Genomic DNA, 12,805 nt, shown 5'->3' with positions numbered 1-12,805 from the left:
GATGAATCAAAACACCATGGCCTCGATTGTCATCCCGGTTTTCAACGAACAGGAAAACCTGTCCGAACTTACCCGGCGCTGCATCGCTGCCTGCGACGGTATGCATATTCCCTACGAAATCATCCTCATTGATGACGGCAGCCGCGACGGGTCGGCGCGCATGATTTCCGATGCCGCCGAAACGCACGGCGGCAAGGTGGTCGGCGTGCTGCTCAACCGCAACTATGGCCAGCACGCCGCCGTCATGGCGGGCTTTGCCCATGCCAAAGGCGACTTCATCATTACGCTCGACGCCGACCTGCAGAACCCGCCGGAAGAGATCCCCAACGTGGTGAAAAAAATGCTCGAAGGCTACGATGTCGTCGGCACCGTCCGCCAAGACCGGCAGGACTCGTTCCTGCGCACGCTGCCGTCGCGGATGGTCAACAAGGTGGTCCGGAAATCGACCGGGGTGCATATGACCGACTACGGTTGCATGCTGCGCGGCTACACCCGCGAAATCGTCGAAACCATGTGCCAGTGCCGCGAACGCAGCACCTTCATTCCCGTTTTGGCCAACACCTTCGCCCACAAGGTGACCGAGATCCCCGTCGGGCATAGCGAACGCACCGACGGCGATTCGAAATACAGCTTTTGGAAACTGATCAACCTCCAGTTCGATCTGCTCACGAGCATCACCACTTTTCCGTTGCGTGTGCTGAGCGTGGTCGGTGGCTTGGTCGCCCTAGCCGGCATCGCGCTGGGTGTGCTGATCATCGTTCTGCGCATCCTCTGGGGCAGCGCCTGGGCCATGGAAGGGGTGTTCACGCTCTTTGCCATCCTCTTTGTGTTCGTCGGCGCGCAGTTTGTCGGGCTCGGCCTGCTCGGCGAATACATCGGCCGCATCTACCACGATGTGCGCGACCGCCCCCGCTATTTCGTCCGTCAGCTGGTTGGCCGAAAACTTTAATTTATAACGAAAAGGAATCCTCATGAAAACTGTTGTACTAGCTTACCACTCGATCGGATGCGAAGGCATTGAAGCGCTGCTCAAAAGCGGCTGCGAAATCAGCGCCGTCTTCACCCACGTCGACAACCCGCACGAAAACCTCTGGTTCAATTCGGTGGCGGAGCTCGCCTCCGAACTCGGGATTCCGGTCTATGCGCCGGACGACATCAACCACCCGCTGATCGTCCAGAAAATCCGCGCCATGGAGCCGGAGGTGATCTTTTCGTTCTACTACCGCAACATGGTTAAAAAGGAGCTGCTCGCCGTTCCGCCGAAGGGCTGCATCAACCTGCACGGCTCGCTGCTTCCGGTCTACCGCGGCCGCTGCCCCGTCAACTGGGTGCTCGCTAACGGCGAATCCGAAACCGGCATCACGCTGCACTACATGACGCCCCGGCCCGACGACGGCGACATCATCGCCCAGCGCCGCATCGCAATCGACTACGACGACACCGCCAAATCGCTCTTCGGCAAAATGGTCCGCAGCGCGGAACCCCTGCTGCTCGACGTCCTGCCGAAAATTAAGAGCGGCACCGCATCGCGCACTCCGCAGGACCATTCCAAGGCCTCCTACTTCGGCGGGCGCACGCCGGCCGACGGCGAGATCAACTGGGACATGGGCGCCGAACAGATCCGCAACCTCGTCCGCGCCGTCACCCGCCCGTACCCCGGCGCCTTCTCGTTCATCGGCGACCGCAAGTTCCTGCTCTGGCAGGTTTCGGTCGAACCCGCCGCGGCGGCGGCCGCCCCCGGAACCATCCTCAGCACCAACCCGCTCATCGTCGCCTGCTCCGGCGGCGCGCTGCGCGTCGAGAGCGGCCAGGCCGACGGCGGCGTGATCCTCAACGGCGGCCAGCTCGCCGAGGATTCCCGCCTGCTGCCCAACATGAAGTTCGGCCCCAACCCGAAAACCAAGTACGAGGCCGAGCGCCGCAAGAGCGTGCTGATCCTCGGCGTCAACGGCTTCATCGGGAGCCACCTCTCCGACCGCCTGCTCAAGAGCGGCAAGTACGACGTCTACGGCCTCGACCTGCGCAACACCTACATCGAGCACCTGATGGACGAGCCGGACTTCCACTTCCGCGAAGGCGACGTGACGATCCACAACGAATGGATCGAATACCACATCCGCAAGTGCGACATCATCATTCCGCTCGTCGCCATCGCCACGCCGATCGAATACACGCGCAACCCGCTCAAGGTCTTCGAGCTCGACTTCGAGGAAAACCTGCGCATCGTCCGCAGCTGCGTGAAATACAAGAAGCGCATCCTCTTCCCCTCGACCTCCGAAGTCTACGGCATGTGCCCCGACGAACAGTTCGACGAAGAGGAGTCGCCGCTCGTGCTCGGCCCGATCAACAAGCAGCGCTGGATCTACTCCTGCATCAAGCAGATGCTCGACCGCGTCATCTGGGCCTACGGCGAAAAGGAGGGGCTCGACTTCACGCTCTTCCGGCCCTTCAACTGGATCGGCCCGCGCCTCGACACGCTCAACTCGGCGCGCATCGGTTCATCGCGCGCCATCACCCAGCTCATCCTCAACCTCTGCCAGGGCACCCCGATCCAGCTGATCGACGGCGGCGAGCAGAAGCGCTGCTTCATCGACGTCGACGAGGCGATCGAGGCGCTCTACCGCATCATCGAAAACGAAGGTGGCAAGTGCACCGGAAAAATCATCAATATTGGATTCCCCGAGAACGAAGCCAGCATCAAGGAGATGGCTGAAATGCTCATAAAGCAGTTCGATACCCATCCGCTGCGCGACCAGTTCCCGCCCTTCGCCGGCTGTATTGAAGTCGAGAGCGGCACCTACTACGGGAAGGGCTACCAGGACATGGTGCGCCGCGTCCCGAGCATCAAGAACGCCAAGCGCTGCCTCGACTGGGCTCCCGAGATCAGTCTCGACGCCTCCATCGGCAAAACGCTCGACTTCTTTTTGGAGCAGGCCATCGAGTCCGGCGAATTTGCACAAGAGAAATATGTGCTCGAGGAATGCGCGGTTTGAAACTTGGACTTCGAATTGATGTGGACACGTTCCGCGGAACCAAGCTGGGCGTGCCCGGCCTGTGCGACGTGCTGAAAAAGCACGGCGTGAAGGGCACGTTTTTCTTTTCGGTCGGACCGGACAACATGGGCCGGCACCTCTGGCGTCTGCTCAGACCTGCCTTTCTGCTAAAGATGCTGCGCAGCAACGCCTCCAGCCTCTACGGCTGGGACATCCTGCTGCGCGGCGCCTTCTTCCCGGGGCCGGTCATTGGGGAAAAGCTGGCGGCGCAAATCAAGCGCGCCGCCGAAGAGGGCCACGAGATCGGCTTGCATGCCTGGGACCACCACGCGTGGCAGGCCAAGATCGCCACGATGGATGACGACGCCGTTTTCCGGCACTTGGAGAATGGCTTCAAGCTGCTGGAAAAAATCTGCGGGCAGGCGCCGACCTGTTCGGCGGCGCCGGGCTGGAAGTGCAATGACGCGGCGCTGCTGCAAAAGGAGCGCTTTCCGTTCCAATACAACAGCGACTGCCGCGGTTCGTCCGTATTCATGCCGGTGGTCGCCGGCCAGCGGCTGAAGCAGCCGCAGGTTCCCGTCACGCTGCCGACCTACGACGAAATCATTGGGTGCGGCGGCATCACCAACGAAACCTACAACGACCACATTCTTTCGCTCATCCAGCCGGACCGGCTGAACGTGCTCACCATCCACGCCGAGGTCGAGGGCATCGTCTGCCGCGGCTTGTTCGACGACTTTCTCGCTAAGGCCGTCCAGCGCGGCATCGAAGTGGTTCCCACCGCCGCGCTGCTCGGCGAAGCAACCGCGCTGCCCGGCGACGCCGTCGTCCCGCGCACGCTCCCCGGACGCGAAGGCTGGATTGCCTTTCAGGCCTCACACGTGTAATTATAAACATGCATCTAATTCCGGTATTCCGGAGGAGAGATAAAATGAGTGGAAAAGTGATTAGATTAGGTTTGGCTGCGCTGGCGGTAGGTGCGGTGTCGGCATGGGCCGGCGGAAAAGCAATCAAGGCCGACCAGCTTCCGGCCGCGGTAGTGGCCGCCGCGAATGCGGCCTGCCCGGGCGGAACCATCAAGGACATTGAAAAGGAAAAGGATGACGGCGCGGTGGTTTATGAAGTCGAAATGACGGCGGGCGGCAAGGGCTGCGACCTTAAGATTGCGGCGGATGGAACGGTGCTGGAAACCGAGCAACAGGTCGCCGTAGAAGACCTGCCGAAAAAGGTTCAGGCCACCTTGGCCAGCTTCGCCAATGCTGCGGTCAAAAAGGCCGAGCTGGTGAAGGAAAAGGATGCGGCGGCGTTATACGAGATAAACATCGTCATGACCGGCCAGGCCATGGAACTTAAAATCAATGAAAAGGGCCAGATCATCGAACTCGAAACCAAAGGCAAGAAGAAGGGTGAAAAAGAAGACGACGATTAGCCTTTGAAATCTGGGACATCACTATGACTCGAAGAATGCTGGCCAAAAACCTTCCGCTCTTTGCCTTGCTCGTATTTTTGCTGGCAGGCTGCGCCCATTACGATGACCGCCCGCTGGATCCGGAATCCAATCTGGCCGCCTTTGATGCGCGCTCGCTGGCCGATCCCGGCCTGGCGGAATTCATGGCAACCAACCGGCCGGACGCCGGCGCTTCCGCAGGCTGGAATGCGGCGGAGCTGACGCTGGCGGCGTTTTACTTCCAGCCGGAGCTGGCCGCCGCCCGTGCGCGCTGGGCCGCGGCGGTTTCGGAAATCGGCGGCGCGGGTGAATATCCCAACCCGACGTTCGGCATTGCTCCGGCCTTCAACAGCAGCACCTCTTCCGATGAAGGCCTCGCACGCTGGGTTATTCCCGCCTCCCTCGATTTCACCCTCGAACAGCCGGGCAAGCGCAAGGCGCGTATCGCGCAGGCGCGTTTCCGGGCGGATGCCGCGTGGCTCGAGCTGGTTCAAACGGCGTGGCAGACCCGCGTGCAGGTGCGCGCCGAAATGCTGGATCTCTACCGCGCCCGGCAGAACAGGGATCTGCTGGATGCACAGGAGGGATTCCAGAACCTCCTGCTGCAGGCCATTGACCGGAAGCGGCAGCTGGGAGGCACCGGCCGAATGGCGGTGGATCAGGCGCGCGAGGCCGACAGCATGGTTCAGCTCGATTGGGAAGAAGCCATAAAGCAGGAGGGGATGGCCCGCGCCCGGCTGGCCTCGGTCATCGGAATTCCGTCATCCGCCTTGCGGGCCGTCACGCTTGATTTCAGCGAATTTGAAGAACAGTTGCCGGGCGAAATGCCCGTTTCCACGGTCAGGAAGCAAGCCCTGATGAACCGGGCCGACATTCTCGGGCTGCTGGCGGAATACAATGCCGCCCAATCGCAGCTGCAGCTCGAAGTTGCGAGGCAGTATCCCGACCTCGTGATCGGCCCCGGATATGAATACGACCAGGGCGACAACAAATGGGGACTGGGCCTGTCGTTCACGCTTCCGCTGTTCAACCGGAACCAGGCGGCCATCGAAACGGCCCGCCGCCGGCGGGAGGAAGCGGCCGCGCGGTTCAACGCATTGCAAACCAGCGTGCTGGGCAATCTCGGGCAGGCCTCCGCCGACTACAGCCACACCTATGTTCAGTTTCTCATCGCCTCTAAAATGCATGCAGCCAGAAAAGCCATGTTCCAACGATTGGAAAAACAGGCGATGGAGGGCGCGGTCTCGGCGGAACAGGAGCTCGCTGGTCAAATTGCTCTCCTTGAAATGAACAAGGTAAAACTCGCCGCACAGATGGAGGCGCAGGCGGCGCTGGGCCGTCTGGAGAGCGAACTGCAAAGCCCCGCCGACCTGCCCGGCTGGCAAACCGCCTTGAAACAAACCATCGATCACAACGAGGATGCCCATGAAAACAACTAAATCATCACTCATCGGAATGCTGGCGCTCTGCGCTGTTGCCATTGCCGTTGGGCTGCTGTTTGTCCACCCGTCCGCAGAGGCGGAGGAGGCGGAAGAAGCCATCGAAACCGTGGTTCCCGTCCAGGCCGGCGAGATCGTCAAAACCACCCTGCACGGCTACGAGGTGGTCTACGGCAATCTGGTCGCCGCGCCGGCCGGCGCGGATGCGCCCGCCGGCCGCGTTGCGGTGCAGTCGGCCATCGACGGCGTAGTCCTTCGCCTCGCATGCAGTCCCGGGCAGGCCGTCAAAAAGGGCGACGTGCTGCTTGAGCTCGATGCGCGTGCTGCGGAACTGGCGATGAAGGAACAGCAGCAGCTCCTTGATTTTTCCCGCAAGGAATTTGACCGCCAGACCCGGCTGCTGGAAATCGAAGGCACCTCTCAGATGGAGTATGAGCAGGCCGCGCGCAACTTCCATCAGGCCGAACAGGCCGTGGTCGCCGCGCAGGTGCAGCTGGATTACCAAACGATCCGCGCGCCGATTGCCGGAACCGTCGCCTCCGTGCGGATCAACGCCGGCGACGCGGTACAGGCCGCGCAGACGCTGGGCGAAATTCTGAATGCAAACCGCCGAGTGGTTTCGATGCAGCTGCCCGCCGCGGCGGCCGGCCGCGTACAGCAGGGCATGCCGGTGCAGGTCGAGACCGCCAACGGTTGGATCGATGCAGGAACGATTGGCTTTATCGCCGAAGCGGTTGATCCAAAGAACGGAACGCTCGAAATCCGCTCAACGCTGCTGGCGGACGTCTCGTTGCGGATCGGGCAGTTTGTCCGCGCACGGATTCTGTGCGAAACCCATGCCGGATGCCTCGCGGTTCCGGCCGAAGCGTTCGTCACCAATTCCGACGGCGAAACCTACGTCGCCGTGCTCTCGGGCGACCGCGCTTCCCGGCTTCCAGTGACTGGAAAACTGCGGGAAGACGGCTGGATTGAAATCGAAGGGGAGGGCCTTGCCGCGGGCATGCCGATCGCCTCCGAGGGGGCTTATGGGCTGCCGCAAGAAACCCGCGTTGAAGTGATTGGACGCTAACCAATGAAGAACCAGCCGTCCTCCCTCATCGAAAAGGAAGGGTCCCTGCTGGGGCGCTTCGCCGTACGCCACGCGCTTTCCATTGTTTTTGTCAGCGTGGCGCTTTGCCTGGGCGGCATCTATTCCGCCCTGCAGGTGCCGTCGTCCGTTTTTCCACAAACCAATTTTCCGCGCGTCGCCATTCTGATCGACAGCGGCGTGATGCCGGGCGACGAAATGATGGCGCGCATCACGCGTCCCATCGAAGAGGTGATGAAGGATATCCCCGGCGCGGAGCGCGTGCGCTCCTCCACCGGGCGCGGCGCGGCGGAGATCAGCGTCTACTTTGATTGGAAGACGGACATGAAGCAGGCGGAGCTGTTTGTGCTCGGCCGCCTCTCGCAGATTCGCGGCAGCCTGCCGGCGGAGGCGGAAACCAGCGTCTACCGCATGACCTTCTCTTCGTTCCCTATCCTTGGCGTCAGCCTGACGAGCGATACGCGCGACCTCGTGCAGCTCTCGGAAACCGCCCGCTACGACCTCAAGCCGCGCTTCCTCGGCATCCCGGGCGTGGCGCGCGTGGATCTCGTCGGCGGGCGCGCCGCCGAATACCACATCACGGTCGATCCGGTCCGTCTCAAATCGTTCGGCCTGACGATGCAGGATATCGCCGATGCGCTGGAACAAAACAACTTGATCACCCCGGCGGGCATGCACGAAGAAAACCATGCGCTCTACCTCACGGTGCTCGACGGCCGGATTGCTTCGCCCGAGGCGCTGGAAGACTTTGTGTTGCAGACGCCGGACGGGCATCCGTTGCGCATCGCCGACATCGGCACGGTGGCGCGCGGCCCGGAACCGGTCTACAACCTTGTGACGGCCGACGGGCAGAATGCCGTGCTGCTCAACATCCGCAGCCAGCCCGACGGCAGCACGCTCGATATTGCACGCGAGCTCAAACGGCAGCTCAAGGAGCTCGGCACCGAACTGCCGCCCGATATGAAACTGGCCTTCTTCTACGACCAGTCGGAGATCGTGAAGGAGTCCGTCCGCAGCACCTGGGAAGCGCTGCTGCTGGGCATCTTTCTCTCCACGGTGGTGCTGTATCTGTTTCTAAAACAGGTGGGCACCACGTTTGTCGCCATTCTGGTGATTCCGATCTCGGTGCTGATCACCCTGCTGGTGCTGAAGCTCGGCGGCATGAGCTTCAACATGATGACGCTCGGCGGCATCGCCGCGGCCATCGGCGCGATTATCGACGACTCCATTGTGGTGGTGGAGGCGATCGCCACCCATATCAGCCGGGGCATGAAGCGGCTTGAAGCGGTCAAGCAGACGATCGGCGAAATCTCGAAACCGCTGCTGGCCTCCACGCTGACGCCGGTGGTGGTGTTTATTCCGCTGGCGTTTCTCGACGGCATTACCGGCGTGTTTTTCCGGTCGCTGGCAATCACGATGGTGGTGTCGCTGCTGACCTCGCTGGTGCTGGCGGTTACGCTGATTCCGTCCGTCGGCGCCTGGATCATCCGCGCAAAAGAAACGGACGGCGAAGAGGCCGGCGGGCCGGTGCTGCGCGCCATCATCCGCGGCTATGAAAAGGCCGTGCGCGGCGCCCTCGGCCACCGCGGCCTCACCGTTGGGTTCTGCCTGCTGCTCGTCGCGGCGGGCATCGCGCTCTATCCGCGCCTCGGCAGCGAATTCCTGCCGCCCATGGACGAAGGCGGCTTTGTGATCGACTATGTTGCGCCGCCGGGCACCAGCCTCAAGGAAACCAACCGCGAGCTGATGAAGGCCGAGGAAATCCTTGTTTCTCTCCCGGAGGTCGAAAGCTATTCCCGGCGCACCGGCGCGCGCCTCGCGCTGGCCGTGGCCGAGCCGCATACCGGCGACTTTCTGGTCAAACTCAAAAACGACCGGGAACGCGCAACGGACGAGGTTATGTCGGAACTGCGCCGCAAATTCAACACCGTCGCGCCGCTCGTCGAATGGGAATTCCCGACCGTGCTCGGCGACCTGATCGGCGACCTCGCCTGGGCGCCCGACCCGATCGAGATCCGCCTCTTTTCCACCGACGTCGATTTCCTCAAGCGCAAGGCGCCGCAGGTCGAGGAGATGATCCAGGCCATTCCCGGCATCGTGGACACGTTCAACGGGCTGGTCTACACCGGCAACGACATCAGCTTCCGCATGCGCGAGGCCGATGCCCGCCGCTACGGGCTCGACACCACCGCCGTGGCCGCCACGCTTAGGGCCGCCATGATCGGCACCACCGCCACCGCCATCCTCGAAGGCGACCGCGTGGTCGATATCCGCATCACGGCCGACGCACGTAAACTCGCCACCATGGCCGAGCTGCGCGAACTTCCACTGCGCACGCCGGACGGAGAAATCGTCAAGCTTTCGCAGGTGGCCGATCTTGTGATTGCGCCCGGCCAGATCGAGCTGCATCGCGACAACATGAAGCAAAGCGTCTCCGTTACCGCCCGCCTCGAAGGGCGCGACATGGGCAGCGCCGTCCACGATATTATCGCGAAGCTGCGGCAGGATCCCGAGCTGCCCGCCGGCAGCTTTGAAATCGGCGGGCTCTACCTCCAGCAACAGGAGGCCTTCCGCAACCTGCTCGCCGTGCTGGCCATGGCCATTGTGCTGGTCTTTACCGTGCTGCTCTTCGAGTTCCGCAACTTTGCCGCACCGGTCGCCATTATGCTCGGCGCCCTGCTGGCGCTCTTCGGAACCGTTGCCGCCCTTTTGCTGACCGGCATTTCGCTCAACATTGTCTCGTTCCTCGGCGCGATCATCGGCATCGGCATCGTGGCCAAGAACGGCATCCTGATGCTCGACATGGTCGACCACCTCGTGGAAGGCGGGCAGCCGCTGACCGAGGCGCTGGTCCACTCCGGCCGTCGCCGGCTGCGTCCGGTGCTGATGACCTCGCTGACGACGTTGCTCGGCATGCTGCCGATCGCCTACGGCATGGGTTCGGGCGCCGACATGCTCCGGCCGCTCGCCGTCGCCGTGATGGGCGCGCTGACGACCTCCGTCCTTCTCTCGCTCATCGCCACGCCGGTCTTCTACCACCTGCTCGTCTCTTTCAAGCCCAGGGGCTAGATGTTGTTGAACCACGGAATACCCAGCGCGGCATAGCCGCAACCAAAATTGAACCGCGGATGAACGCGGATGGACACGGATCTCTTTGACAGAAGAACGCAAAGGTCGCGAAGACGGAAGCGCTTTCCGTTGCGCCTTTTGCCCTGCTATCCGCCGATTTCTTGTTTTTCGTCACGCGCGTTTTACAGCGAAGGGCTGCGCGAGAGATGACCAGCGAATTAATGAAAACTACGAATCCAAAATAAGGGCAGGAAATCCATTCGTAGATTTTATTCATTCGTTGGTTAAACCCTTTGGTTGCGGCTGTGACGCGCCATGAACTTGGTGTTCAAAAAACGTGTGACGAAAAACAAGAAATCGGCGGATAGTAAGGCAGGCGGGACGCCTGCGGTACGTATCGCAGGCGTCCCGCCTGCTCTCTAAATCGTAAAACTGATAATGGTATGACTTGGGTGCCGTGGTTACTTCAGCGTAGTTTCGTATTCATTGAAGCGCGCTGAAACTGTTTATTGCTGGAGGGTGTAGCAGCGTTCGCCGGTGACGTTGGCCCGGTGCGCCCGGTCGTTGGCCAGCGGTGTTTCGCGCAATCCCGCCAGAAGGAGTGCGGCCGTCGCGGCAAGCAGCAGGGCCGTTGAAAGCAGTTTGGTTCGCAGCATGGACTTCATAGAAAGCAATGTTTAGAGGCTGGCGGACTGCGTTCCAATGAAGCAATCATAACCATTTAGTCATGCTTTACCTTTGCCGCATCATGCGCGGGAGGGGCGGGGCTGATGACCAATTGGTTATTTATCGTCCATTGATTCGAACGGATCGATTAGTTACTTTCCATGCCTGCCCAGCAAATCATTTGAAAAGGCTGGATAGAGTGCCGCACATGCCGCGCAGCGCCGTGTTAAACGTATAGGAAGCCATAGCCATGTTGAATAAAGAAAAGAGTGAAGGGAGCACTGACCGCGTGTTTGATGACGCCGCTTCCCAGATTGCCGATTTTTCATTCGATCAAAAAGTGGCCAGCGTGTTTGACGACATGGTCAGCCGGTCGGTTCCTTTTTATGATGAAATCCAGCGCATGAGCTGCGAACTGGCGGCCGATTTCGCCGAGCCCGGCAGCAACCTGTACGATATTGGCTGCTCCACCGCCACCACGCTGCTGGCGCTGGATGAAAAGCTGGATCCTTCCGTACGCTTTTTCGGCATCGACAATTCCGAGGAGATGCTGCTCAAGGCCAAGGGAAAAATCGCCCAGTCCGGCACCCGGCGTGCGATCGAATTGCAGGCGGTTGATGTGCACAAAGGAATGGTGGTTGAAAACGCCAGCGTGGTCACGATGCTCCTGACGCTGCAGTTTGTGCGGCCGCTTTACCGCGACCAGGTGATGAAGACGCTTTATAACGGGCTGAACGAAAACGGGTGCTTGATTATAGTGGAAAAGCTGACTTGCGAGCATACCGACTTTAATCGGCTGTTTATCGAGCACTACTATGAATACAAGCGGCGGAAAGGGTATTCCGAGATTGAAATCTCCAAGAAGCGCGAGGCGCTGGAGAACGTGTTGATTCCCTACCGCAGCGAAGAAAACATCCATTTGCTAAAGGAAACAGGCTTCCGCTATGTGGAGGAATATTTCAGGTGGTATAACTTTTGCGGCATTATTGCGGTCAAGTAGGAGCGGGTAATTTATGAAGTCAACGCGGGTCATGCGGGATTCATCTTGTCCGACGCTTTCGGTTGTGGTGCCGGTTCACAATGAAGCAAAAAATTTAGCGTCGCTGATCGAACATATTTCGAAGAGCCTGGAGCGCGTCGATCATGAAATTATTTATGTGAACGACGGCAGTACGGATAGCAGCCGCAAGGAGTTGGAGCGGTTAGCGTCCAAATTCGCGACTCTCCGGGTTTTCCATCACCGCACTTCCTGTGGTCAAAGCCGCGCGGTGGTTACCGGCGTTCGGCAAGCGAGGGCGGAGCTGATTGCCACGCTGGACGGCGACGGCCAAAACGACCCCGCCGATCTGCCCCGCCTGCTCGAAGCCTTTCAGGTGGCCGCGGATCCCGCACTGGCCATGATTATTGGGAATCGGGCGTCCCGCCGAGATACGGCATGGCGGCGCTTCAGCTCTCGTTTCGCCGCTATGGTTCGCGCCAAAATGCTGCGCGACCATACGCCGGACAGTGGCTGCGGCATTAAGATGTTCCGTCGGGAGGTTTTTCTCGAACTTCCAAATTTCAACCATATGCATCGATACCTGCCGGTTCTTTTCCGCAACAACGGATACTCCGTGCAAAGCATGGAAGTGAACCACTTGGATCGCTGGCATGGCCGTTCGAACTATGGCACGGTGGACCGGCTGCTGAACGGGTTGTCGGATGTGCTTGGGGTCATGTGGTTGACCAGACGCACAAATGTGCCCGAAATAGAAGGTGAAGTTTCTGAACGCGCCACCGCAAAGGAAGACAGATGATAGAACTATTGACTGATCCGTGGGTATTGCTTGGCCTTTTGGGGCAAGTGATGTTTTCGCTTCGAATGCTGGTTCAGTGGTGGGCGAGTGAAAAAGCGGGGAACTCCATTGTGCCTGCGCAGTTTTGGTATTTAAGCATCTTGGGCGCGTTGGCTCTTTTTTCCTATGCGGTTCATCGGCGCGATCCGGTCTTTATTCTGGGGCAAAGCTTCGGCCTGTTCATCTACAGCCGCAACATTGCGCTTATGTTCAAATACCAAAAGAAACTGGCCTCGCTCGAGTTGAAAAAAGCAAGTTAGATACCTCTG

At 60.3% G+C, this 12,805-nt stretch carries 12 protein-coding genes; 10 read left to right on the top strand and 2 right to left on the bottom strand.

Annotated elements, in window-relative coordinates:
- Window position 1: 1 nt before the first annotated feature.
- From SCARR_RS15010 to SCARR_RS14980, 7 genes are read left to right on the top strand one after another with little or no spacing between them, the layout of a single operon-like run.
- Window positions 2–949: a glycosyltransferase gene (locus SCARR_RS15010; RefSeq protein ID WP_136062486.1), complete on the top strand. Its 948-nt coding sequence runs from the start codon at window positions 2–4 to the stop codon at window positions 947–949.
- A gap of 22 nt (window positions 950–971) precedes the next feature.
- Window positions 972–2,993, top strand: coding sequence for a bifunctional UDP-4-amino-4-deoxy-L-arabinose formyltransferase/UDP-glucuronic acid oxidase ArnA (arnA, locus tag SCARR_RS15005; RefSeq protein ID WP_136062485.1), 2,022 nt, complete (start codon window positions 972–974; stop codon window positions 2,991–2,993).
- Window positions 2,981–3,880 (top strand): 4-deoxy-4-formamido-L-arabinose-phosphoundecaprenol deformylase, encoded by a 900-nt coding sequence (gene arnD / locus SCARR_RS15000; RefSeq protein ID WP_136062484.1) that lies wholly within the window; start codon window positions 2,981–2,983, stop codon window positions 3,878–3,880. Before arnA ends, arnD begins: the two co-directional genes overlap by 13 nt.
- Before the next feature lie 44 nt (window positions 3,881–3,924).
- Window positions 3,925–4,422, top strand: coding sequence for a PepSY domain-containing protein (locus tag SCARR_RS14995; protein ID WP_168433337.1), 498 nt, complete (start codon window positions 3,925–3,927; stop codon window positions 4,420–4,422).
- A gap of 23 nt (window positions 4,423–4,445) precedes the next feature.
- Window positions 4,446–5,879: a TolC family protein gene (locus tag SCARR_RS14990; RefSeq protein WP_136062482.1), complete on the top strand. Its 1,434-nt coding sequence runs from the start codon at window positions 4,446–4,448 to the stop codon at window positions 5,877–5,879.
- Entirely contained in the window at window positions 5,866–6,948 is a 1,083-nt protein-coding gene (locus SCARR_RS14985) for an efflux RND transporter periplasmic adaptor subunit (protein WP_168433336.1), read from the top strand. The genes SCARR_RS14990 and SCARR_RS14985 overlap by 14 nt, the downstream gene beginning before the upstream one ends.
- A gap of 3 nt (window positions 6,949–6,951) precedes the next feature.
- Window positions 6,952–10,035: an efflux RND transporter permease subunit gene (locus tag SCARR_RS14980; RefSeq protein ID WP_136062480.1), complete on the top strand. Its 3,084-nt coding sequence runs from the start codon at window positions 6,952–6,954 to the stop codon at window positions 10,033–10,035.
- On the opposite strand, the gene SCARR_RS14975 is transcribed toward SCARR_RS14980, so the two are convergent.
- Entirely contained in the window at window positions 10,019–10,312 is a 294-nt protein-coding gene (locus tag SCARR_RS14975) for a hypothetical protein (protein ID WP_136062479.1), read from the bottom strand. The two genes, SCARR_RS14980 and SCARR_RS14975, sit on opposite strands and share 17 nt — an antisense overlap.
- 229 nt (window positions 10,313–10,541) lie before the next feature.
- Window positions 10,542–10,691: a hypothetical protein gene (locus tag SCARR_RS28210; protein ID WP_168433335.1), complete on the bottom strand. Its 150-nt coding sequence runs from the start codon at window positions 10,689–10,691 to the stop codon at window positions 10,542–10,544.
- A 260-nt stretch (window positions 10,692–10,951) separates the two neighbouring features.
- On the opposite strand from SCARR_RS28210, the gene cmoA reads away from it, so the two are divergent.
- The 3 genes from cmoA to SCARR_RS14960 are packed head-to-tail and all read left to right on the top strand — an operon-like array spanning window position 10,952 to window position 12,796.
- On the top strand, window positions 10,952–11,701 hold the full coding sequence (gene cmoA / locus SCARR_RS14970) for a carboxy-S-adenosyl-L-methionine synthase CmoA (RefSeq protein WP_136062478.1): 750 nt from the start codon (window positions 10,952–10,954) through the stop codon (window positions 11,699–11,701).
- 13 nt (window positions 11,702–11,714) lie between these two features.
- On the top strand, window positions 11,715–12,497 hold the full coding sequence (locus tag SCARR_RS14965) for a glycosyltransferase family 2 protein (RefSeq protein WP_222846333.1): 783 nt from the start codon (window positions 11,715–11,717) through the stop codon (window positions 12,495–12,497).
- Window positions 12,494–12,796 carry a lipid-A-disaccharide synthase N-terminal domain-containing protein gene (locus tag SCARR_RS14960; RefSeq protein ID WP_136062477.1) on the top strand — a complete coding sequence of 101 codons (303 nt, stop codon included), beginning with the start codon at window positions 12,494–12,496 and terminating at the stop codon, window positions 12,794–12,796. The genes SCARR_RS14965 and SCARR_RS14960 overlap by 4 nt, the downstream gene beginning before the upstream one ends.
- The last annotated feature ends 9 nt before the right edge of the window (window positions 12,797–12,805 follow it).

It is taken from the genome of Pontiella sulfatireligans (assembly GCF_900890705.1).
In the GTDB taxonomy this organism is placed as follows: Bacteria; Verrucomicrobiota; Kiritimatiellia; order Kiritimatiellales; family Pontiellaceae; genus Pontiella; species Pontiella sulfatireligans.
The sequence above is the reverse complement of the archived record's forward strand: the minus strand, read 5'-3'. Positions and strand labels throughout refer to the sequence as shown.

What these genes read in the sequence shown, in the direction of transcription:
- SCARR_RS15010 (WP_136062486.1), top strand. Translation starts at nt 2, where the DNA reads ATGAATCAAAACACCATGGCCTCGATTGTCATCCCGGTTTTCAACGAA.
- arnA (WP_136062485.1), top strand. Translation starts at nt 972, where the DNA reads ATGAAAACTGTTGTACTAGCTTACCACTCGATCGGATGCGAAGGCATT.
- arnD (WP_136062484.1), top strand. Translation starts at nt 2,981, where the DNA reads ATGCGCGGTTTGAAACTTGGACTTCGAATTGATGTGGACACGTTCCGC.
- SCARR_RS14995 (WP_168433337.1), top strand. Translation starts at nt 3,925, where the DNA reads ATGAGTGGAAAAGTGATTAGATTAGGTTTGGCTGCGCTGGCGGTAGGT.
- SCARR_RS14990 (WP_136062482.1), top strand. Translation starts at nt 4,446, where the DNA reads ATGACTCGAAGAATGCTGGCCAAAAACCTTCCGCTCTTTGCCTTGCTC.
- SCARR_RS14985 (WP_168433336.1), top strand. Translation starts at nt 5,866, where the DNA reads ATGAAAACAACTAAATCATCACTCATCGGAATGCTGGCGCTCTGCGCT.
- SCARR_RS14980 (WP_136062480.1), top strand. Translation starts at nt 6,952, where the DNA reads ATGAAGAACCAGCCGTCCTCCCTCATCGAAAAGGAAGGGTCCCTGCTG.
- SCARR_RS14975 (WP_136062479.1), bottom strand. Translation starts at nt 10,312, where the DNA reads ATGAATAAAATCTACGAATGGATTTCCTGCCCTTATTTTGGATTCGTA.
- SCARR_RS28210 (WP_168433335.1), bottom strand. Translation starts at nt 10,691, where the DNA reads ATGCTGCGAACCAAACTGCTTTCAACGGCCCTGCTGCTTGCCGCGACG.
- cmoA (WP_136062478.1), top strand. Translation starts at nt 10,952, where the DNA reads ATGTTGAATAAAGAAAAGAGTGAAGGGAGCACTGACCGCGTGTTTGAT.
- SCARR_RS14965 (WP_222846333.1), top strand. Translation starts at nt 11,715, where the DNA reads ATGAAGTCAACGCGGGTCATGCGGGATTCATCTTGTCCGACGCTTTCG.
- SCARR_RS14960 (WP_136062477.1), top strand. Translation starts at nt 12,494, where the DNA reads ATGATAGAACTATTGACTGATCCGTGGGTATTGCTTGGCCTTTTGGGG.